This is a genomic window from Variovorax saccharolyticus (assembly GCF_030316765.1).
GTDB classification, from domain to species: domain Bacteria; phylum Pseudomonadota; class Gammaproteobacteria; order Burkholderiales; family Burkholderiaceae_C; genus Variovorax; species Variovorax saccharolyticus.
The window spans coordinates 26,448-47,610 of sequence record NZ_JASZYT010000012.1 but is presented as its reverse complement, the minus strand read 5'-3'; the positions used below and the strand labels follow the sequence as shown (position 1 = coordinate 47,610).

At 63.0% G+C, this 21,163-nt stretch carries 21 protein-coding genes; 12 read left to right on the top strand and 9 right to left on the bottom strand.

The genetic code is table 11. The features are described from left to right. The first annotated feature begins 32 nt into the window (after nucleotides 1-32). The 5 genes from QTI45_RS29755 to QTI45_RS29735 are packed head-to-tail and all read left to right on the top strand — an operon-like array spanning nucleotide 33 to nucleotide 4,229. Nucleotides 33-1,487 (top strand): aldehyde dehydrogenase family protein, encoded by a 1,455-nt coding sequence (locus QTI45_RS29755; RefSeq protein ID WP_286656867.1) that lies wholly within the window; start codon nucleotides 33-35, stop codon nucleotides 1,485-1,487. 30 nt (nucleotides 1,488-1,517) lie between these two features. Then, nucleotides 1,518-2,513: a Bug family tripartite tricarboxylate transporter substrate binding protein gene (locus QTI45_RS29750; protein WP_286656866.1), complete on the top strand. Its 996-nt coding sequence runs from the start codon at nucleotides 1,518-1,520 to the stop codon at nucleotides 2,511-2,513. Further along, on the top strand, nucleotides 2,510-2,911 hold the full coding sequence (locus QTI45_RS29745; RefSeq protein ID WP_286656865.1) for a carboxymuconolactone decarboxylase family protein: 402 nt from the start codon (nucleotides 2,510-2,512) through the stop codon (nucleotides 2,909-2,911). Before QTI45_RS29750 ends, QTI45_RS29745 begins: the two co-directional genes overlap by 4 nt. A 50-nt stretch (nucleotides 2,912-2,961) precedes the next feature. Continuing rightward, on the top strand, nucleotides 2,962-3,339 hold the full coding sequence (locus QTI45_RS29740) for a carboxymuconolactone decarboxylase family protein (RefSeq protein ID WP_286656864.1): 378 nt from the start codon (nucleotides 2,962-2,964) through the stop codon (nucleotides 3,337-3,339). A 5-nt stretch (nucleotides 3,340-3,344) separates the two neighbouring features. Beyond that, on the top strand, nucleotides 3,345-4,229 hold the full coding sequence (locus QTI45_RS29735) for an N-acyl homoserine lactonase family protein (RefSeq protein ID WP_286656863.1): 885 nt from the start codon (nucleotides 3,345-3,347) through the stop codon (nucleotides 4,227-4,229). Between the two features lie 26 nt (nucleotides 4,230-4,255). On the opposite strand, the gene QTI45_RS29730 is transcribed toward QTI45_RS29735, so the two are convergent. From QTI45_RS29730 to QTI45_RS29695, 8 genes are all read right to left on the bottom strand, one after another. Beyond that, nucleotides 4,256-5,017, bottom strand: coding sequence for an ABC transporter ATP-binding protein (locus QTI45_RS29730; RefSeq protein WP_286656862.1), 762 nt, complete (start codon nucleotides 5,015-5,017; stop codon nucleotides 4,256-4,258). Continuing rightward, nucleotides 5,004-5,762 carry an ABC transporter ATP-binding protein gene (locus QTI45_RS29725; RefSeq protein ID WP_286656861.1) on the bottom strand — a complete coding sequence of 253 codons (759 nt, stop codon included), beginning with the start codon at nucleotides 5,760-5,762 and terminating at the stop codon, nucleotides 5,004-5,006. The genes QTI45_RS29730 and QTI45_RS29725 overlap by 14 nt, the downstream gene beginning before the upstream one ends. Continuing rightward, nucleotides 5,759-6,682: a branched-chain amino acid ABC transporter permease gene (locus QTI45_RS29720; protein ID WP_286656860.1), complete on the bottom strand. Its 924-nt coding sequence runs from the start codon at nucleotides 6,680-6,682 to the stop codon at nucleotides 5,759-5,761. The genes QTI45_RS29725 and QTI45_RS29720 overlap by 4 nt, the downstream gene beginning before the upstream one ends. After that, nucleotides 6,679-7,533: a branched-chain amino acid ABC transporter permease gene (locus QTI45_RS29715; protein ID WP_286656859.1), complete on the bottom strand. Its 855-nt coding sequence runs from the start codon at nucleotides 7,531-7,533 to the stop codon at nucleotides 6,679-6,681. The genes QTI45_RS29720 and QTI45_RS29715 overlap by 4 nt, the downstream gene beginning before the upstream one ends. 69 nt (nucleotides 7,534-7,602) lie before the next feature. Continuing rightward, complete coding sequence (locus QTI45_RS29710; protein WP_286656858.1) at nucleotides 7,603-8,763, bottom strand: ABC transporter substrate-binding protein; 1,161 nt, start codon at nucleotides 8,761-8,763, stop codon at nucleotides 7,603-7,605. 93 nt (nucleotides 8,764-8,856) lie between these two features. Further along, complete coding sequence (locus QTI45_RS29705; RefSeq protein ID WP_286656857.1) at nucleotides 8,857-9,729, bottom strand: N-acyl homoserine lactonase family protein; 873 nt, start codon at nucleotides 9,727-9,729, stop codon at nucleotides 8,857-8,859. A 16-nt stretch (nucleotides 9,730-9,745) separates the two neighbouring features. Continuing rightward, nucleotides 9,746-10,945, bottom strand: a complete 1,200-nt coding sequence (locus QTI45_RS29700) for an ABC transporter substrate-binding protein (RefSeq protein ID WP_286656856.1) — start codon at nucleotides 10,943-10,945, stop codon at nucleotides 9,746-9,748. 89 nt (nucleotides 10,946-11,034) lie between these two features. Next, entirely contained in the window at nucleotides 11,035-11,907 is an 873-nt protein-coding gene (locus QTI45_RS29695; protein ID WP_286656855.1) for an SDR family NAD(P)-dependent oxidoreductase, read from the bottom strand. 337 nt (nucleotides 11,908-12,244) lie between these two features. Here QTI45_RS29695 and QTI45_RS29690 point away from each other — a divergent pair, with 337 nt between their 5' ends. The 3 genes from QTI45_RS29690 to QTI45_RS29680 all read left to right on the top strand — a co-directional run bounded on the left by QTI45_RS29690 (nucleotide 12,245) and on the right by QTI45_RS29680 (nucleotide 15,440). Continuing rightward, the gene (locus QTI45_RS29690) at nucleotides 12,245-13,147 is read left to right on the top strand and encodes an NAD(P)-dependent oxidoreductase (protein WP_286656854.1); all 903 of its coding nucleotides are present in this window, start codon (nucleotides 12,245-12,247) and stop codon (nucleotides 13,145-13,147) included. Between the two features lie 87 nt (nucleotides 13,148-13,234). Further along, nucleotides 13,235-14,368, top strand: coding sequence for an alcohol dehydrogenase catalytic domain-containing protein (locus QTI45_RS29685; protein ID WP_286656853.1), 1,134 nt, complete (start codon nucleotides 13,235-13,237; stop codon nucleotides 14,366-14,368). 67 nt (nucleotides 14,369-14,435) lie between these two features. Continuing rightward, the gene (locus tag QTI45_RS29680; RefSeq protein WP_286656852.1) at nucleotides 14,436-15,440 is read left to right on the top strand and encodes an amidohydrolase family protein; all 1,005 of its coding nucleotides are present in this window, start codon (nucleotides 14,436-14,438) and stop codon (nucleotides 15,438-15,440) included. 706 nt (nucleotides 15,441-16,146) lie between these two features. On the opposite strand, the gene QTI45_RS29675 is transcribed toward QTI45_RS29680, so the two are convergent. Continuing rightward, nucleotides 16,147-17,145 carry a Bug family tripartite tricarboxylate transporter substrate binding protein gene (locus QTI45_RS29675; RefSeq protein ID WP_286656851.1) on the bottom strand — a complete coding sequence of 333 codons (999 nt, stop codon included), beginning with the start codon at nucleotides 17,143-17,145 and terminating at the stop codon, nucleotides 16,147-16,149. 176 nt (nucleotides 17,146-17,321) lie between these two features. Here QTI45_RS29675 and QTI45_RS29670 point away from each other — a divergent pair, with 176 nt between their 5' ends. The 4 genes from QTI45_RS29670 to QTI45_RS29655 all read left to right on the top strand — a co-directional run bounded on the left by QTI45_RS29670 (nucleotide 17,322) and on the right by QTI45_RS29655 (nucleotide 21,106). Then, nucleotides 17,322-17,732 carry a carboxymuconolactone decarboxylase family protein gene (locus tag QTI45_RS29670; RefSeq protein ID WP_286656850.1) on the top strand — a complete coding sequence of 137 codons (411 nt, stop codon included), beginning with the start codon at nucleotides 17,322-17,324 and terminating at the stop codon, nucleotides 17,730-17,732. A 365-nt stretch (nucleotides 17,733-18,097) separates the two neighbouring features. Next, a complete protein-coding gene (locus QTI45_RS29665) occupies nucleotides 18,098-18,409 on the top strand; it encodes a c-type cytochrome (protein ID WP_286656849.1) in 312 nt (103 codons plus the stop codon). Between the two features lie 25 nt (nucleotides 18,410-18,434). Then, nucleotides 18,435-18,902, top strand: coding sequence for a (2Fe-2S)-binding protein (locus QTI45_RS29660; protein WP_286656848.1), 468 nt, complete (start codon nucleotides 18,435-18,437; stop codon nucleotides 18,900-18,902). A gap of 11 nt (nucleotides 18,903-18,913) precedes the next feature. After that, nucleotides 18,914-21,106, top strand: a complete 2,193-nt coding sequence (locus QTI45_RS29655) for a xanthine dehydrogenase family protein molybdopterin-binding subunit (protein ID WP_286656847.1) — start codon at nucleotides 18,914-18,916, stop codon at nucleotides 21,104-21,106. Nucleotides 21,107-21,163 lie beyond the last annotated feature (57 nt).

Genomic DNA, 21,163 nt, shown 5'->3' with positions numbered 1-21,163 from the left:
AGCCGCGCAAGGCCGAGCCAACGAGACAATCCATGAACATCTCTCCGACCGGCCAAACCGCCGCCAGCACCGAACCCACACCGATCCGCATGCAGATCGGCGGCCAATGGCGGGACGCGCAGGAGCACCAGGAGGTGCGGGATCCCTACCGGGGGGGCGTCGTGGCTCAAGCGCCCATCTCGAGCCGGCGCGATTGCGATGACGCCCTCGACGCCGCCCAGAAGGCAAGGAAAGCCATGGCCGACATGCCCGGCCACGAGCGCGCCGCGATGCTGCGACGCGCAGCGGACGCCGTGGGCGCCCGCGCTGAAGAGATCGCGCATGCGATGACTCTCGAGACTGGCAAGGCGCTACGCGATGCACGCGTCGAGGCGCAGCGCTCGAGCGATCTGTTGCGCCTGTGCGCCGAAGAGGCCGTGCGGATCCAGGGTGAGCACGTCCCGATGGATGCGAGCGCGGTCGGTGCCGGCAAGATCGCGATGTTGATGCGCTTTCCGGTTGGGGTGGTCGCGGCCATCACGCCGTTCAACGGGCCTGTGAACTTGGCGATCCACAAGCTGGGACCGGCGCTTGCGGCGGGCAACAGCGTTGTGCTCAAGCCTTCGCCGAAGGCTCCGCTGTGCGTTCACATGCTGATCGAAGCGATCATGGAGGCCGGCTTGCCCCCAGGTGCCGTCAACACGATCTACGGGGACGCCGTGGCGCCACTGCTGGTCAGCGACGCCCGTGTCGACTTCGTCAGCTTCACCGGTTCGATTCCGATCGGCAAGAAGATCCGGGACACGATCGGAATGAAGCGTGTGGCGCTCGAGCTTGGCGGCGTCGGACCGACCTTTGTCCACCGAGATGCCGACCTCGAGGCCGCCGCAAAGGCCTGCGCACGCAATGCGGTGGCACTGGCCGGACAAAGTTGCGTTTCGGTACAGAACGTTTTCGTCCACAAGGCGATCCACGAGCGCTTCGTCGAATCGGTGTGCCGCGAGATGGACACGATCCGCTTCGGCGACCCGCTGGATCCCGCGACCGAGGTGGGCACCCTCATCGACGAGCAGGCGGCCATGCGGGTGGAGGCGATGATCGGGCGCGCGGTCGACGCCGGCGCGCAGGCGCTTCGCGGCGGCAAGCGCAGTGGTGCCCAGCTTCCGGGCACGATTCTCACCAACGTCAAGCCCGACATGGACGTGGTCAGCAGCGAGATCTTTGGCCCGGCGATGACGATCCAGGCCTACGACGAGATCGCGCCATTGTTCGCGGCGATCAGCGACAGCCCTTACGGCCTGCAGTGCGGCATCTACACCAACTCGCTCGATCTCGCGCTGTCGGCGATCAAGACGATCCGCACGGGCGGCGTGATTGTCAACGGCACCTCGCGCTGGCGCTCCGACCAGATGCCGTACGGCGGCGTCAAGGACAGCGGCATGGGCCGAGAAGGACCGAAGTTCTCGATCCGGGACATGACCGAGGAACGGCTCTTTGTTCTGAACTGAGTCACTCTTCACCTTCCACTGGAGGCCGCCATGGGCCGAATCGACACAAGACGAAGGATCGATGCCGCCAAGGCGTTGCTCGTCGGCGCGGCCCTGCTCGCGGCAACGCTGTGCGGGGCCGAAGCGAAATGGCCGATGGAGAAGCCCATGACGCTCATAGTGCCATGGCCCGCGGGCTCCAGCTTCGATGTGGTGGCGAGGGTGATCGCCGACGGCATCCACCGAAAGTACGGCAACGTCGTCGTAGTCGACAACCGCACCGGGGCCTCCGGCAATATCGGGCAGGCGGCAGCCGCGCGAGCGAAGCCGGATGGCTACACTTTCATCGTGACCACGCCCGGTCCGGCAGCCAATAACGCATTGACTTTCAAGTCACTGCCCTACGATCCGCTCACGGATTTCAGTTTCATTGGCGTCACAAACAGGGACCCCTCGGTGCTGGTGGTCCGCAGCAGTCTGAAGATCGGCAGCTTCAAAGAGTTCATCGCCTATGCGAAGGCCAATCCCGGCGCGGTCAGGATGGGCAGTCCCGGCAACGGAACTTACTCGCACATGACCCAGCTCGCGCTGCAGGACCTCGCGGGCGTCGAGTTCAACATCGTCCCCTATCGCGGTCCGCCGCAGGTGCTACAGGACCTGCTGGGTGGCCATCTTGACGCAGGCATGGGGCTCGTTGGCAACTACATGCCGCAAGTGCAATCGGGCCAGATCAAGGTGCTGGCGGTCTTCGGCGACCGGCGCGACGCGTCACTGCCTAACGTGCCGACGCTGCTGGAAGAGGGCTACAAATTTTCGTCTCAACCGTGGACGGGGTTGCAAGGCCCGAAGGGCGTTCCCCGCGAGATCGTCGTCGCTATGAATCAGACCGTCAACGAGATCCTGAAGGACAGAGCCAACGTGGAGAAGCTCGCCTCGCTCGGAATGACGGCCGCGCCCTCCACACCGGAGGAGTTCGAAAAACTGGTCAGATCGGAGGTCGACAAATGGCGGCCGATCGTCATCAAATACAAGGTTTCCGGAGAATGACAAAGCCTCACAGCCCGCTGCGGACCCAGGGCCGCGCAATGCGCAGAAAGCTCGTGGGCGACGCCTATGCGGACAAGCTCGACCAGGATCTGTACATCGATCCGATCATGGAGAAGTTCGGCGAACTGACCCAGGAGTTGGTGTTCGGCAGCCTGTGGACCCGCTCCGGCATCGACCTCAAGACCAGAGCACTCGTCACGCTTGTCTCCGACGCTGCCACCGGCCGCACCACAGAGTTGAAGGTCCATCTTCGCTTCGCGCGCAATCAGGGTTGGACCGAGGACGAGCTGGTGGAATGCTTGTTGCACCTCGTCGGCTATGTCGGCGTTCCGTTGGTCCGAGAAGCGGTGATTGCCGCCAAGGAGGCCTTCGCCGAAATGAATGCTGAAGCGCGCTGAATCCTCGGCAGGCGTCAAACATCTTTCAATCAGTAGATAGAGGATTTGTCATGGACAACAAGGAAACGGGCCGCCAGATCATGCGAGAACTCATGGGGCCGCAGTATCTCGAGACCAAGGACAAGAAGGCCAACAGCTTCAACATTGTCCTCAACGAGTTCTCGGAGGAGGTCTGCTTCGGGCGGGTATGGTCACGCACCGGCATCGACCGGAAGCTGCGCAGCATCCTGAACATCGCCATGCTGACGGCCCTCAACCGGCCGACGCAGTTGCGGGTTCATGTCGAGGGAGCGCTCAACAATGGTTGCACCGTCGACGAACTGCAGGAGATCCTCCTGCAGTCGGCTGTCTATTGCGGCTTGCCGGCGGCGGGGGAAGCTTTCCGGGTGGCGGAGGAGGTGTTGAAGGAGCGCAAGCTCCTGGCCTGATCGCGATGGCCACCTCATCGACCTTTCCCGGGAAGGAGATCAGCGGGAACGACGTCTATCAGGTCTTCTCGCTTTGCTATGCCAGGCTGGCGCGCAACGCGCGTCAGAACTTCACGGATGGTGACGTGCACGACGGGCCGATGCCGCTGGACTACAACCTCTGGATCTTGCGAAACGCCCATCGCACAGTGCTGGTCGACACCGGATTTGGAGCGCGTGCTGCCGTCGAGCGAGGACGGCAGCTCGCCATCGATCCTGTCGAAGCCATCGCACGCCTGGGCATCGACCCGAGCGCAATCGAAGACATCATCATCACGCACCTGCACTATGACCATGCGGGCAATATGGACCGTTTCACCAAGGCCCGCTTTCACATTCAAGAGGCTGAAGCCGGCTTCGCCACCGGACGCTGCATGTGCGACCGGGGAGCGCGCGCGCCGTTCGATGTCGAGGACGTGGTGACGCTGGTGCGCAACACGTACGCGGACCGAGTGAAGTTTCATGACGGTGACGCGACACCGCTGCCCGGAATCGGCCTGCATGCGATGTCAGGTCATACGCCCGGGATGCAGGCCGTGAGCGTCATGACGCCGCGCGGACGGATCGTACTGGCGTCGGACGTCAGTCACTTCTATGCGAACTTCCTGCGCAAGCAGCATTTCGTTGGGATGGTCGACGTGCTCGCTGCGCTGAATTCCTATGACCGCTTGGTCGCCATTGCCGGCGCGGTCGATCGAATCATTCCTGGCCACGACCCCAAGGTTCGCCGGCTCTACCCGCGTCGCATTTTCGAGGGCGTCGAACTGACCGCCTTGCACGAAACACCGACCGCCCACGACCTGGGGCAGCTCATGCGGCTCGACGACTTCGAGCCGGTGCACTGTCCCTGACGTGCGTCAAGACGCGGCCGCCTTGATCAGACGGTTGCAGCGATGGCGTCCACTGCCGCCGCACCCGTCGTCGTCGTGCCCCCACCGAGATAGGCGTTCTGGACCTCGTTGCTCGCGAGCAGATCGGCACTGCTGCCCTGCAGGGTGACGGAGCCTGTTTCGAGGACGAAGGCGTGGTCGGAAATCTTCAGCGCCAGCTTCGCGTTCTGTTCCACGATCACGACCGTCACCCCCTCGCGGTTGATGGTCTGGACCAGGCGGGCGACCTCGATGATCAACTTGGGTGCCAGGCCCAGCGTCGGCTCGTCCAGCATCAGGATGCGGGGTTGGCTGATCAGCGCCCGCGCGATCGCCACCATTTGCTGTTCGCCGCCCGACAGGCTCGACGCGACCTGCTTGCTTCGCTCCGCGACGCGCGGGAAGCTGTCATGAAGAAGCTCGAGCCGCTGGCGGAACTGCGCCTTGTTTGTCATCCGGTAGGCGCCCATCCGGATGTTCTCGTACACCGTGAGATCCGGGAACAGCCGGCGGCCTTCCGGGCAGAGCACGATCCCGCGGTCCAGGCGTTCGTGCGTCCTGAGCTTCGAGATTTCCTGCCCTTCCAGCATGATCGATCCCTCGCTTTGGCGAACCAGGCCGGCGATCGTCTTGAGCAGTGTCGATTTGCCCGCGCCGTTCGCGCCAATCACGGCGACGACGCGCTTTTCCGGAATGGCGATGGAGACGTCACGCAGCGCATGGACACCTCCGTAGTCCACGCAGATTCCCCGAGTTTCAAGCAAATTCATAGTCTTCTCCAAGATAGGCCTCGATGACTGCAGAGTCGGCCTTCACGCTGTCAGGCGTGCCAAGCGCGATCGGCTTGCCTTGATTGATCACCAGGATGCGATCACACACGCCCATCACCAGGGGCATGTCGTGCTCGACGAGAAGCACGGTGATGCCGCGTTCGTCGCGCAGTCGCCGGATGAGAGCTCCGGCTTCGAGCTTTTCGGATGGATTCAGGCCGGCGGCAGGTTCGTCCATCAGCAGAAGCTTGGGTGCGGCCATCAATGCCATGCCGTAGCCGAGGATCTTCTGCAGTCCGTAGGAAAGGCTTCCTGCCGGCGCATCAAGAAGCTTGTCGAGCCCAATGAAGCGGGCTACGTCCTGCAGGTCTGCTGCGACGCTCGCGCTGCGATGCGTGAAGTAGTGCAGCGGGTTGTGGCGCCTGGCAATGACCTCCGCCCGGCGCAGGTTCTCCGCGGTCGACTGTTGCTGGAAAGCGTGGACCGCCTGAAAGGTCCTCGCGATCCCGCGTCGTCCGATCTCGTCGCTGGAATGGCCTGAAATGTCCTCGCCTTCGAAATGGACGCTGCCTGCACTGGGTGGAAAGTGCCCGGCGATCACGTTGAACAGCGTGGTCTTGCCCGCGCCGTTGGGTCCGATGATCCCGAAGATCTCGGCCTTGCGGACATCGAAGGAGACCTCCGAAACCGCGGTCAGACCGCCGAAACGCCGGATGAGACCCTTGACCTCGAGGAGATTGGTCATGCTGTTTTCCTTCGCGGGCGATCGATGACGGACACGATGCCCTGCTTGATGAAGATGAGAAACACGATCAGGCACAGGCCATAGATGAGCAGTTGGTATTGACGGGCATCGCGCAGCAGTTCAGGCAGCGGTACCACGACGATCGCTCCCAACAGTGGTCCGAGCACCGAGTTCACACCGCCAATGGCGTTGATGACGATCAGGTCGACCGATGCGCGGAAGCCGAATGGGTCGGGTGACAGGAAGCCGATGTAGAACGCGTAGATGCCGCCGCTGACACCTGCAAGGAAGGCGCTGAACGTGAACGCAGCAATGCGCCACGACAAGGCGTTGGAGCCCAGTGATCGGCTCAGCATCTCGTCCTCGTTGAGTGACTGGAAAATGGCCCCGATGTCTGACCGCTCGATTGCGCGCATCGCGGCAAAGGAGGCGGCGGCGAAGATCAGGCCGAGCACGTAGTACTGGCCGACGCCCGTGAGTCGCATGCCGAAGATTGAGAACTTCGGGATTCCGTAGAGGCCGCTGTTGCCGCCGAAGAGCGATGTCCATTCCTGGAAGACCAGGTTGATGATCATGCCGAACGCATAGGTCAACAACACGAAATAGACCCCTTTGGTGCGCAGGAAGATACGACCTGACAGGGTCGCCAGTGCGGCCGCCAGCACGGCGCTCGTGAGCAGTGCCAGGATTGGCGGGAATCCGAGCTTCATCGTCAGCAGCGCGCTCCCGTACGCGCCCAGCCCCATGAAGGCGGGCTGAGCGAGGGAAAGCTGGCCGATCCGCATCATCAGGTTCAGGCCCAGCGCCATCGGGATCATGATCACGATCATGGTCGCGATGTGGAAGACATAGCGGCTGTCGACGACCCACGGAACGAGCGCAAGCAACGCGATTCCCGCAAGAATGAGACCGCGCTTCATCGCACGCTCCTTCCCATCAGCCCGCTAGGCCGCGCCACGACCACCATCAGCACGATGACGAAGGACGCGATCAGCGCGGCGGTGGAATCCAGCAGAGTCGCGAGGACGGATTCGCTCAGCCCCATCAGCAAGCCGCCGAGCATGGCGCCTGGAAGGCTTCCCAGGCCACCGAGAATAACGACGACGAAAGCCTTGAGCATCGGCAGTTCACCCATGTATGGTCCGATCGTGTAGACGGGTGCCATCAGTCCGCCCGCGAGGCCAGCCAACAGACACGCGATGCCGAATGCCGAGGCATAGATCGCACCGGACTCAACGCCCATGAGGCTCGACGTCTCCGGATCCTGGGCGACAGCCTGCATGGCCAGACCGAGGCGGGAGTATTTGAGGAACACGTAGAACAATGCCAGGATGACCAGGGCGGAGATGGCGACGATCGTCCGGTCCCACGGCACCGCTGCGCCCGCGAGGGCCCAGGTTCCCGAGAAGGGTCGCGGCATGGTCTGCTCGGCGGGTCCATAGACCAGAAGCGCGATGGACTGCAAGATGATGCCGACCGCGAGCGACATGATCATGCCGGGAAGCTCTTCGCCGACCAGCGGCCGGAACAGTGTCCGCTCGACCACCACACCCAGCACCGCGCTGACCACGCCGCCTCCGATAACCGCGAGGAAGAAGGGCCACCCCATTGCGCCGAACAGGAACAGCACGACTATTGCGCCCAGCATGTAGAACTCGCCGTGAGCGAAGTTGACGATGCGCATGATCCCGAAGATCAACGTGAAGCCCAATGCCATGATCACGTAAATCAGGCCCGCCAGCAGGCCATTGACGACTATTTGTTCGATCATATCGATCCCGCTTTGGTTGCGAGCGCCCGCCCACGCGCCGGCGTGCTGCAGGAGCCGCGAGGGTTGTGGTTACTTGAGCTTGCCGACGACGACGGGCTGGCCGTTCTTGATCTCGCCGACGTAGGTCACGGACATCACCTGCTGATCGGCGCCGATGGTCGACTTGCCGCCGAGCGTGAGCATGTCGCCCTGGATCGATTTCATCGGGAGTGCTTTTGAGAACGCAGCCGCGACCTTGGCCGTGTCGCCGACGTCACCGGCCTTCTGGATCGCCTGGAGCAGCACGGCGACGCCGTCGTAGAGCGGCCCGAGCATCTCGTTGGGTTCCTGACCAACGGACTTCTTGTAATCAGCGGCGATCCGGCGATAGCCCTCGTTGGTCGGATCGATGTAGAGACTGCTCAGCATGCCTTCGGATGCGGCCGCGCCGGCGCCAGCGACGATCTCCTTGGGTCCGGCGCCGCCGGTCTTGATGAACAGCCCCTTGAAGCCAAGTTCGCGTGCCTGACGGATCATCAGACCCGCCGTCGCAGGGGGGGTGCTGCCGAGGTCGATCACATCGGGATTCTTTCCGATGATTTTGGTGAAGAGTGGTTGGAAGTCCTTCTGCGCGCGTTCATAGAGGTCGTTGCCGAGGACTTCGAACCCCGTCTTCTTGTAGACCTTCTCGCTGAGCTGCGCTTGGTCCCAGCCGGTCTCGTCGTTCGGGTTGAGCAGCGCGATGCGCGAACCCTTGTAGTGGTCCTTGATCCATGGGATCAGCGATTCCACATAGTCGGACGGGGCGCTCACGATGCGAAACATGTACTTCGTTTTCGCGTCGAAGGCCTTGGGTGTCGCGGCCGCGGTCAGCGCGATGACCTTGTCATCCTCGACGTTCTGCTTCAGTGCCATCGCGGCGGGCGACGTGTGAACGATCATGTATTTGACGCCGTCCTGGTTGACCAGCCGGTTGTAAGCCGCAACCGAGTCGGCTGCCTTGTACTGGTCGTCATAAGCGATGACCTCGACGCGGTATTTCTTTCCTCCGACGTCCAGTCCACCTTTGGCATTGATCTCGGCCGCAAGAATCTTGGGTGCTTCTGCTGCGGCCATGCCCCAGGGCGCGCCGCCGCCGGTGAGGGGCGCTATCACCCCGATCTTCAGGGTCTGGGCATGGACTGCGGAAAGCAGGCTGGCCGAAGCGAGAAGCAAGCTGGCAAATGCCTTTGCGGGAATTCGAATGGTCATGGTTGTCTCCTGAATGATTTGATGACTTGGTTACGCAACTTCAGCTTCGAGTTGCCATAGGCTGCAACTGGATTCGTTCGCGCTACTCGTTTGTCATTGATAGTTGTCGAGCCGCGTGAGCTCCTCGATGTCGTGAGGAAGCGGCTGTTCATGCAGTGCGGTCAACTCGACACCGGCGAAGGTGTGATTCGGATAGAGCCGCTGCACCTTCGGGTCGTGGCCGGGGATGACGCGTTCGATACCGCCTGCAATCTCCATCAACCGGTCGTAGGACTGCAGCGTCCGCTTGGCATCGAGCGTCCATGCGAACGGTGCTCGGCGAAGAAGATTGGCGTAGTAGTGGCTTACGTCGGACGCGAGGACGATGGGCCCGCGTTGCGTCATGACCTCGACCGCCTGCATTCCGGCCGTATGGCCGGGCAAGGCGTGCAGCTTGATGCCTGGAAGAGGTTCGGCGTCACCGTCGTAGAGTCGAGCTCGATCCGCATACGTGTGGCGGACGAGGGAGACCACGTCTTCCACGTTGAACCCGGCACGCACGGGCGCATCGCACATGCAACGCCCGGTCGCGAAAGTGAGTTCTGCCTCTTGCAGATGAAATCGTGCCTTGGCGAACCGATCCAGATTGCCTGAATGGTCGTAGTGAAGATGCGTGAGGATGATGTCCTCGATCGAATCGGGATCGATACCGAGGCGAATCAGGGTGTCGACGGGGTGCCTGTCGAGCGGCTTCGCGCGTTCGGCCGCAACCCTGTCGCCGAATCCCGTGTCCACCAGCACGGTCCGGGTTGCATCGCGCAGGATCCACAGGTTGTAGTTGAGCGGCATCGGTCCGTCGGCGATGTCCCGGTTCATGAAGTTCTCATGAGTTCGTCGAGAACGACCAATGGCGAAGCAAAGCGAGAACACTTGATAGACGCCACGCTGCGTGGAATCCACGGCGGGCATCGGCAGTTCGGTGGACATGATTGCTGCGTCCCGTCTACCTGACTTTGCCGACGGCGACTGGCTCACCATTCTTGATGACGCCGATGTAGTCGACCGTCATGATCTGATGGTCCACGCCCGAGTGAGCCTTTCCGCCCAGCGTCAGGGTGTCGCCCTGCACCGACTTCATGGGGAGAGCCTGCGAGAACGAAGCCGCCACCTTGGTCGTATCGCTCACGCTGCCTGACTTCTGGATCGCTCGCAGGAGGACGTTCGTGGCGTCGTAGAAGGGCACAATGATCTCGTTCGGATCCTGTCCGACCGCCCTCTTGTATTCGGTGGCGATGCTCTTGTAGCCCGGGTTGGCAGGATCCACATAGAGCAGGTTGACCATCCCTTCGGAGGCTTCCTTGCCGGCGGCCGCAACCACTTCTCTCGGACTCGGCCCCGAGCTTTTCACGAAGAGGCCCTTGTAGCCCAGTTCGCGTGTCTGACGCACGAGGATGCCAGCTGTGGCCGGCGCTGTGCTTGCAAGATCGATCACATCCGGCTTCATGCCGACGATCTTGGTGAGCAGCGGTTGAAAGTCTTTCTGGCCGCGTTCGAACAACTCTTTGCCCAGCACATTGAAGCCGGCCTTCTTGTAGAGACCTTCGCAGAGTTGATTCTGGTCCAGGCCCGCCTCGTCGTTTGGGTTGAGGATCACCACCCTGCGTTGGGGGACGTTGTCCTTCAGCCAGGCGACGAACGACGGCACGTAGTCGACCGGGTTGCTGAACAGTCTGAACATGTACTTGCTCTTGGCATCGACTGCGAAGGGCGTGATGCCGGAGGTGAGGGCAACGATCTTGTCATCCTCGATGCTTTGCTTGAGTGCCATCGTCGAGGGCGAGCTCATGAGGATCAGGAACTTGACGTCATCCTGCTTCACGAGTCGCTGGTACGCTGCGACGGCGTCGGTCGCCTTGTACTGGTCGTCGTAGGCGACGACTTCGACCTTGTACGTCTTGCCGCTGACCTCAAGGCCGCCTTTGGCGTTGACGTCCGCCGCCAGGATCCTGGCGCCGTGCTGCGCGGCGAGGCCCCAGGGCGCGCCGGGGCCCGTGAGAGCACCGATGACACCGATCTTCAGCGTTTGCGCACTCGCAGCCGAGAGCATGCATATCGTCAGGCCGAATCCCACCAGGGCCGTCCCGGCTAGCTTGCGAAAGGTTCTCGCTTTCGGATCTTCTTGAATGAGAGGATTGATGTCCATTGCTGTCTCCGGATAGTGTTTCTTGTGGGCGGACGAAGCCATTCCGCTGTTGCGTTCAAGGTGCCGAGAGCGGCGGTGTGCGCGACCTTCTAAGTTTTGGGTGCAGTGGCATCGAACCCTTCCCGTGGCACCAGGCTCGAGAGCATTCTCTGGAAGCCACCGTCAACGACGAGTTCCTCACCGTTGATGTAGGAGGCTCGATCGCTGGCGAGGAACAGCACAGCCTGGGCGATGTCGTCGGCGCGACCAATCCGCCGCGAGGGGATGAGGGCGCTTCGGCGCGCCTCGAGGCCCGGCTTGTCGTAGAAGGCCTCCGTCATCTCGGTTCTGATCAGCCCGGGCTTCACCGCGTTGCTGCGAATGCCGTCCTCTGCCCACTCGAGCGCGAGCAGTCTGGACAGCATGGCGACGCCGGCCTTGGTGATGCTGTAGCACCCCGACCATGGCACCGGGTGATCCACGACGACAGAGGACATGTGCACCATCGCACCTCGCCGCCGTGCCCGCATCTGCGCGCCGAACGCCTGAGCGCACAGCAGCGCACCGGTCAGGTTGATCGAGAGGACCCGATTCCAGTCAGCAATCGAGATGGAAGCGAGCGCACCTTGCGATATGATCCCTGCGTTGTTGACCAGAACATCGCACGGACCGAATCGTGCTTCGCTGGCCTTGGCGGCATCCGCAACGCTGCCAGCGTCCGCCACATCGCAGGTGAGCGCCGTCGCCTCGGCGCCCGATTCACGAGCCAATGCGGCAGATCTCTCGGCACCCACGGCGTCCCGATCGAGCACCACCACGCGGCTGCCCGCCTGGGCGAAGGCCAGTACCACGGCGCGGCCGATGCCGCTGCCACCGCCCGTGACGACCACCACTTGGCCAGCGAGCATGAACGGATCGCTAGCGTCTTGCACGGGCTGCTGCTGGGCTGGCTTCGGGGTCGAACCCGTCAATGTGTGGTCCATCTTTGTCTCGGGTAGACGACCGGAAGCGGGATTGCTCGTCTGCGGTCGAAAGTTCTTGTTGCGACGCAGTTTAGGAATCGGCTGAGCAACGCGTCCATGGCTTTTTTCGGGAGTCCGTGTGCTTATTTTCAGAACGCCGCGGGAGCTTGCGGATCGTTCGTGAAACATGAATGTGGAGTCCCGAAAAAGGCCATGGACCCCGCGCATTGCGGCTTACTAAACTGCATTCCGGATCAACGCGCCAGAACTCCGGTCGCAGCATGGTTGGCAACGACGGAGGGCCGCCCGCCGGGTGGGCGCGTCGCTCGGTTCGCATTCCTAGTTTGGAGACAATGAGATGAACATCGGCTACGTCGGCCTTGGCAACATGGGCGGCGCCCTGGCCCGGCGCCTTCAACTTACGCATGCCCTGCATGTGTACGATCAGAACGCGGAAGCAGTGCAGCGTCTCGTGGACAAGGGCGCCACCGCATCTGCCAGCCTGGCCGTGCTGGCTTCAGGTTGCGACTTGATCTTCCTATGCCTGCCGACTTCCGCGCACGTGCGCAGCGTGATATTCGGCGCCGATGGCTTGGCTTCGTCGGCCCGGCGAGGAACGGTTTTCGTGGATCAGACGACGGGGGATCCCACCGTCACCCGTGCACTCGCCGAGGAGCTCGCCGCGATCGGCATGGGTATCATTGATGCACCGGTCAGCGGCGGCCCCTTCGGGGCGGACGCAGGCACCATCGCCATCATGGTGGGCGCCACGCCTGAACAATTCGAGCTCGTCGAACCTGTGCTGAAGGCCATCAGCCCGAACTATTTCCTGGCTGGCGGCACCGGCACCGGCCACGTCGCGAAGATCGTGAACAACCTGCTGGCTGGCAGTCAGCGGCTTTTCAGCCTCGAAGCCGTTGCACTCGCCGTAAAAAACGGCATCGCGCCGCAGAAGGCGGTCGAGATCATCATGGCCGGCTCGGGCCGAAACTTCTTCGTCGAGAAGTTCATGGCCTCGCACATTCTGACCGGAAAGCTCGGGTCCGGGTTCACGGTCGGCCTGCTGCACAAGGACATTCGACTGGCCTGCCAACTCGGCGCGGACTCGGGTGTCACACTGTACTTCGCCAATCTGGTGAAGGAGTTCTACCAGATGACCGTCAACGAGATGGGCGCCGATGCGCAGGTCAACGAAGTTGCGTTGCTCATCGATCGGCTGTCTGGGACGCAGGTCGTGCCAGCCGAGCGCAGCGCGGCCTGATTGGCCGGATCCAACGCTGGTAGCGTTGGCGCAAGAGCATGCGCCCTTGGCGCATTCATGCATTCTCAGGAGATTCGAATGATACGTATGACCGCAGCAGTCATGTACGAGCAGGGCTTGCCAGCACCCTATGAGGAGAGCCGGCCGTTCAGGATCGAGGAGGTCGAACTGGATGGGCCAGGCGATGGCGAGGTGCTTGTGGAAGTTCGAGGTGCCGGCATCTGCCATTCCGATCTCTCGGTGGTCGAGGGGATGCGAAAGCGGCCATTGCCGATCGTCGGCGGGCACGAAGGGGCGGGCATCGTGCGCGAAGTGGGTCGTGGCGTGAAGGGATTCGCGCCGGGCGATCACGTCGCGATGGCTGCAGTGGCCGGATGCGGCCAGTGCCGCACCTGTCTTTCCGGCCGTCCCGGGCTCTGCCAGGCCGTGAGCGGTGCAAGAGCCGACGGTGTCCTTGCGAACGGTGCCCGACGTCTTCGTTTCCTGGATGGTGGACGTCTCAATCACTACAGCGGCATTTCGGTCTATGCGCAGTACTCGGTGAATGTGCCGCAATCGCTCATCAAGATCGATCCAGAGGTTCCGCTAGATGTCGCATCGCTGTTTGGTTGTGCGGTCGTCACCGGGGCTGGCGCCGTATTCAACAGTGCCAAGGTCAGGGCCGGCGAGACCGTGGCCATCATTGGCCTCGGTGGTGTCGGGCTAACCGCTGTCATGGCGGCGCGCGAGGCCGGCGCATCTCAGATTATTGGCATCGACGTGCTGCCATCGAAATTCGCGCTCGCTTCGGCGGTTGGCGCGACGACCTGCGTCAACGCGCTAGATGCCCATGCGGTGCAACTCATTCTCGACCTGACGCGTGGGGGTGTTGATCACGCCTTCGAGATATCAGGGAATTCGGCCGCCCTCGACATGGCGCAGGCGATCACGGCGCGCGGTGGAGAGGTCGTGGGCGTGGGCCTCGGAAAGAGCTCGGCCGCGTTTACCGTTCCACAGAATGCCTGGGTCGGTGAAGAACGTGTGTTCCGGGGCTCTTTCCTGGGCGGCGGCATTCCGCAGGAAGACATTCCGAAATACGTCGACATGTACCTACGTGGCCGGCTTCCCGTCGACAAGTTGCGCAGCGAGCACATCAGTTTCGAGCAACTCAACAAGGGCTTTGATCTGTTGCACGGCGGAGGCGTAGTCCGGCAGATTCTGCTGCCGCACGGCGCGAGCTGAAATGCATAGTCCTCTTGCGGTGTTCCGTGGCAATCGGCCTCGCACCGTTGAAGAGCTTGCGCGGTGGTTGGCCACGTCCGCTCCTGAGGTTGCGATCGAGCCGGACCTCCCCATCGTCGATGCCCATCATCACCTGTATGGCATCGTCAGCGAGTCGCAGCACTATCGACTCGATGATTTCGTCGACGACCTCGCAGGTGGTCATCGGGTGCTTGGAAGTGTTTACGTCGAGGCCTTCGAGTCCGGCTGGAGATCCGACGGTCCAGCCGGCTTCCGATCGGTCGGGGAGGTCGAGCAGGTCAGCGCCGCCTGTGATGCGCCGCGCCAGGCAGGCGCCAACCTGTGCCACGTGGCCGCGGGCATCGTGTCGAACGTGGACCTCACCCTGGGCGACGGCGTGCGGGCTGTACTCGAGGCCCACGTGGCAGCAGGACAAGGGCGGCTGCGCGGCGTTCGCCATCATGCGACGCGCGACGCTGGAGTCGTCGGCCGTTTCACTCACAGCGCCCCCGCCCATCTGCTGGCCGACAAGCAGTTCCGCGAGGGCTTTGCGTGGCTCGGACGATTCGGACTCAGCTTTGATGCCCTGGTGTTCCACACGCAACTCGGTGAAGTCGCCGACCTGGCGGATGCGTTTCCCGAAACGACCTTCGTCCTGAACCACATGGGCATACTGATCGGCGTTGGACAATATCGGGACGACATGCCGACGCAGATGGCCCGATGGGAGAAGGATCTGCGGGCGCTCGCCCTTCGGCCCAATGTCAACGTCAAGATTGGTGGCCTGGGTATGCCCTTGTCCGGGTTCGGATTCGAGCATGGCTTGCGACCAGCGACGTCGAAGGAACTGGCGATTGCATGGCAGCCCCGCATCGACATCTGCGTCGATGCGTTCGGCGCAAGCCGGTGCATGTTCGAAAGCAACTTTCCGATCGACAAGCAGTCGTGCTGCTACGTCGAACTCTGGAATGCATTCAAGCGATGCACACAGGGATGGTCTGTGGACGAGCGGAGTGAGCTGTTTCACAAAACCGTCTGCAGGACGTATCGCCTTCCGCACCTGCATTCTTGAAGCAAGCCAAGTTCTTCGCCAACACTTCCTTGGCCAAGCTGATGGCCGTCAGTCGACGGACTTGGACCCGGATGCTGCGTTGAGGGCCAGTTCGGCCAATAGCGACTCGATGCCGAACTGCAATCCCGCCACAACGTCTCTCGTCCAAATGAGTTCATGTCGCTCCAATCTGCTCGCATACCGGCGCGGAGGTGGCCGCCATAGAATCTCGTTGTCTCCCAGGAACGCAACCTGCCGAGGCTCTAGGGTTCCGATTCGCGCTGGATCTGAGGCCACGTCGACCTCGCAAGCAACAACGGCCCCATCGAAGTTGTAGGGGCCTCCGAAATAGATTGGCTCGCGGGCCTTGCCGCTCAAGAGTGCGACAAGCATCCGTCCACCCTGAAAGTTGATGCCTCCAACCAGGTGGGCTCCATAAGGCGCGGTAAGGCGACCGGTCGCTTCGTCCAGTGCCCGGCAATCCTGCAACCGCCAGAAGCCTTCCAAAATGACCATCTTTTTCGCCCTTTCCGCGTTGATGAACCATTGAATCTCGGGCTCTGAGACGAAGGCCCGACGATCAGCCGCTTACGGTTGCCTGGAACCTGTCTGGCAGGTGCGAGGCGACACATGCTTGAGAGATTCCCTCTGCGTTACGTCGCTCCGCGGTGCTCGTACAGACATTGGCCTTCGATGAGATTGACTGCGTGTGGAGGTGAGGTGTCGATCACTCGACTTTGATGTTCGCGGCGACGATCAGCTTGCTCCACCGCGCCACCTCCTGGGTGTTGGCCTGCCCGTACTCGGCGGGCGTTCCGAACGTCGGGACTGCGGCGAAGCGGGCCAGCAGTTCACGCGTTTCGACGCTGGCCGCAATGGCGTTCAGCTCGGTGTTGAGCCGTCTTACAACGCTGGCTGGCGTGCCCCTCGGGCACAGCAGACCGAATGTGAACTCGATCACGTATCCAGGGTATCCAGCTTCAGCGGTGGTTGGCACGTTGGGGAGGTAGGGCGAGCGCCGGGTGCTGGTCACCGCCAAGGCCCGCAGTTTTCCGGTTTCGAGCAGGGCGAGGTAAGTGGCGACGGTGCCCAGTGCCACCTGAACTTGCCCGCTCAGAAGATCTGGGATGGCCAGCGAGACACTCCGATACGGTACGTGCCTGAGGCTGGTTTTTGTCTCGGAGCCAAGCAGTTCCATCCCAATGTGGCTCATGCTTCCGATGCCGCTGGAGCTGTAGTGAATAGTGTCTGCCTTTGCCCGTGCCTGATCGACGAGGTCACGCAGCGATCTGATCGGAGACTCGCTCGGCACGACGATGATCAGAGGCGTCGACGCAAACTGTCCGATGGGCGCGAGGTCCCTCAGTAGGTCGAAGGGCAGCTTCTTGCCGGAGGCCGCATTGACGCAGACTCCGGTTGAGCTTAGAAGCAACGTGTGCCCATCGGGGGTGGCTTTGGCGACTGCATCGGTGCCGAGACTGAGGCCTGCACCCGGCTTGTTTTCGACGATGAAGGGCTGTCCGATGCGCTCGCTGAGCTTGCCGGCGAGCATTCGCGCCATGAGGTCGGTGCTGGTTCCAGGCGACGTTGGCTCGATGATCTTGATCGTTCTGTTCGGCCAGGCAGGCTGCGAGGCGGCCGACATTGGCCACAGGATCGAAGACCCGGCGGCGGCGACAGCAGCGGCCAGGGCTATACGGCGATTGGGCTGGTGCGATGCCGGCATTTGTATGTCTCCGAGTCCTTGTGCGGGCATTTTCTGCGCGCGCGCAGCGAGCGGCCATCGCGTTTTTCGGCATGCGGCGTCCCGAAATCCGACATGGACTTCGATTTGGAGCTACTCCTAGACTCCTTCGTCTGTTGCAAGCTGACCAACTCGGCTGCCATCGTCAGGAGTCAATCGTGGAAAAGTCCGACCTGTGGAAAAAGGGTGATGCTGTGCGCGCCGAGATGCTGGGCGCCGCGGCGGTCGAACGGTTGGAGGACAGCGGCATCTACGAGGATGCAGGCATGCAGAAGATCTCGGACTATGTGCGCGAGGCGGTATTCGGGATGCTCTGGACTCGGCCGGGTATCGAGAACAAGCTGCGGGCGCTTGTATGCGTCGTCATCGATGCGACTGCGAAGTCTCCAGTGGAACTCGCGCTACACCTGCGCATGGCTCGCCGCCTCGGGTGGTCCGAAGACGAGCTTACGGAAATCCTGTTGTTCATGGCTGGGTACGTCGGCATTCCAGCCTCGCGGGAGGCTCTGGTCGTAGCAAAGAGAGTCTTCGACGAGATCCGGGCAGAGGCAACCCCGCCTCCTGCTTGAGTGAGCAGGCTGCCGTTCTTGGGGGCCGACGGTCTGCTTGAAGGCTGGACCGACGTGTCGTCGTGGAGGGCCATGGGCTCGGCAAGCGCGCCACTCGGTGCGTAGGGAAGCCAAGTCGAGCTCCCCATTGAGGCAGGATGAGCATGTGCCGTAGGAATGATTCATTGCGGTGACCGGCTGCCGGTGGACCGAAGGTGATTAGCAAGCCCCGCTTGTTTCTCATTCAAGGGATCGGGCGATAGTTCCGAGGCGATGGAGCCCCTAGAGTACGTCTGTCGAACCATCGCCAATCGCCAATCGCCAATCGCCAATCGCTAGGTCGGCGTTCGGCACGACGGCAATTCCACCCGAAAGAGAAATCCACGATGAAGCCTTCTGCCAGGCTGGCCCTCTCCATTGCGCTGGCGATCTCGCCCGCAATCACTTTCGCAAGCCAGGGGCTTGCGCAGCAGAAAAACTGCATGGCTTGCCACGCGGCTGCGACCCGGGTGGTCGGCCCTTCGTTCAAGGAGATCGCCGCGAAGTACGCGACCTCGGACGACGCGGCCGCGGGACTCTCCGAGCGGATCATCAAGGGCAGCACCGGACGGTGGGGCGTGATGCCGATGCCAGCGAACCCCCAGGTCACGCCGGACGAGGCCAAGGCACTCGCGGCGTGGATCCTCCAGCAGAAATGAACCGGCAGCACTTCGAGGGCATGCGATGACGGAACTGAACATCAATGGCAAGGTGGCCCGCGCGGAGGTCGAGGGCGACACCCCGCTGCTGTGGGTCATCCGCGATCATCTGGGGCTGACCGGGACCAAGTACGGCTGCGGTGTCGTCCAGTGCGGCGCATGCACTGTGCATGTCGATGGCGCCGCGATCCGCAGCTGTTCGGTCCCTGTGAGCGCGATCCCGCCGACGGCAAGGATCGTGACGATCGAAGGGCTCGGAGCCACGAGGCTCAAGGTCGTCCAGCAGGCCTGGGCCGAACTCGACGTGGCCCAGTGCGGCTATTGCCAGCCCGGAATGATGATGGCCGCGTCGGCCTTGCTGGCGCAGAACGCATCGCCCAGCGAGTCGGACATCCGAGACGGCATCAGCAACATCTGCCGCTGCGGCACCTACCCCCGCGTGCTGGCTGCCGTGCAGCTGGCGGCCACGCGACTCGCGGCGAACGCTGCATGAAGGCAACCACGATGAACAAGCCGACCGACATCGACGTCGCGCAAGCCACTCTCTCGCGGCGCGGCTTCCTGAAAGGCAGCGGCGCGGCGGCGGGAGCCTTCACGCTGGCATTTTCCTTCCCGCTCACGACTGCCGCCGCGGTCGGACAGGTGCCGACCGAGGTCAACGCATGGGTCGTGGTGCAGCCCGACGAGCGAGTGATCATCCGCATCGCCCGCGCCGAGATGGGGCAGGGGACCCTGACCGGGCTGGCCCAACTGTTTGCCGAGGAGCTGGAGTGCGACTGGGAACGCGTGAGCTTCGAACTCGTGAAGCCGGGCATGAACAGGAGCCGGAACCGGGTGTGGCGCGACATGGGGACCGGCGGCTCGCGCGGCATCCGGGGTTCGCAGGACTATGTGCGCATGGGCGGTGCGGCGGCGCGCGGCATGCTGGTCCAGGCGGCCGCCCGCGGCTGGGGCGCCGACGTTGCCGATTGCCGCGTGGACAAGGGCACGATCACCCACCTGCCCACCGGACGCACGACGACCTACGGCGCAGTGGCCGCTGCGGCGAGCAGGCTGGAGCTTCCGGCCGACGTCGTCCTCAAGGACCCGAAGGACTGGAAGATCGCCGGCAGGCCGCTGAAGCGAATCGACACGCTCGACAAGCTAGATGGCTCGCTCGTCTACGGCATGGATTTCAAGCTGCCGGGCATGCTGGTGGCATTGCCGCGCGCGTGCCCGGTCCATGGCGGCAAGCTCGTGAGCTTCGAAGCGAAGGCCGTGTCCGGCATGCCTGGCGTGCGTCATGTGTTGCGCGTGGACGATGAAACCGTGGCGGTGGTCGCCGACACCTTCTGGCGGGCGAAGAAGGCTCTCGACGTACTGCCGATCGTCTGGGACGAGGGCGCGAACGCCAAGGTCTCGAGCGAGAGCATCGCCGCCGTCTTGCGCGGAGGACTCTCCGGTGACACGCCCTACGTCGGCAATCAGGCTGGCGATGCGCGCGGCGCCTTGTCGAAGGCCAGCCGCGTCGTCGAGGCCGACTACAGCACGCCGTATCAGAATCATGCGCCGATGGAGACGCTGTCGGCCACCGTGCGCTGGACGCGCGAGCGCTGCGATGCGTGGGCGCCGACCCAGGTGGCCGAGCTGGCCCTCCAGGCCGTGGCCGGCGCGGCCGGATTGCCGCCGGAAGCCTGTGAGGTGCACCCCATGCGCATTGGCGGCAGCTTCGGGCGCCGCCTGGCGACCGACTACCTGACGATGGCCGTGCGAATCGCGCGACAGGTTCCGGGCACTCCCGTGAAAATGATGTGGACCCGCGAGGAAGACATGGCGCAGGGCCGCTTCCATCCGGTCACCCAGTGCCGACTGCGTGCCTCACTAGACCGCGACGGGAAGCTCGAGGCCTTGCACATGCGGATCTCCGGGCAGTCCATCACTGCCTTTGTGAACCCTTCGGCGATGACGGCGAATGGCGACCCCTTTATCTTCCAGGGGCTCATACCGAAGGCGCCCGAGGGCAACTTCGCCTACGGCGTGCCCAACCTGCTGATCGACTATGCGATGCACAACCCGCATATCCGCCCCGGCTACTGGCGCGGCGTGAACACCAACCAGAACGCCATCTACAGCGAGTGCTTCATCGACGAGGTGGCGCACGCCGCAGGAAAGGATCCCTACGAGTTCCGCCGCAGCCACATGGGCGCGAGCCCGAAGCACCTCGCGGTGCTTGACGCCGTGGCTGAGCGCGCGGGCTGGCACAAGCCGCCGCCCAAGGGCGTCTTCCGCGGCATCGCGCAATATATGGGCTTCGGCAGCTATACCGCAGCGGTTGCGGAGGTCTCGGTCAGCGAAGGGCAGCTTCGGGTCCTGCGCCTCGTCGCGGCGACCGATCCGGGGCACGTCGTCAATCCGCAGCAGGTCGAGGCCCAGGTGGCCGGCTCGTTCGCCTACGGACTCTCGGCAGCGTTGTTTGGCGAATGCACTGTCAAGGATGGCCGCATCGAGCAGCGCAACTTCGACAGCTACAACGTCCTTCGGCTGAATGGCATGCCGGCTGTCGAGGTCATTGTCATGCCCTCGGGCGGATTCTGGGGCGGTGTGGGTGAGCCGACGATCGCGGTTGCAGCGCCCGCGGTGCTGAACGCCGTCTTCGCGGCGACCGGTAAGAGGGTGCGCAACCTCCCGCTGAAGAACACCGACCTGGCGAAAGCATGATCCAGTCCGGGCAGACCGGACGAATGGGCATCACGTCGATGCCCATCGACCTGCGGG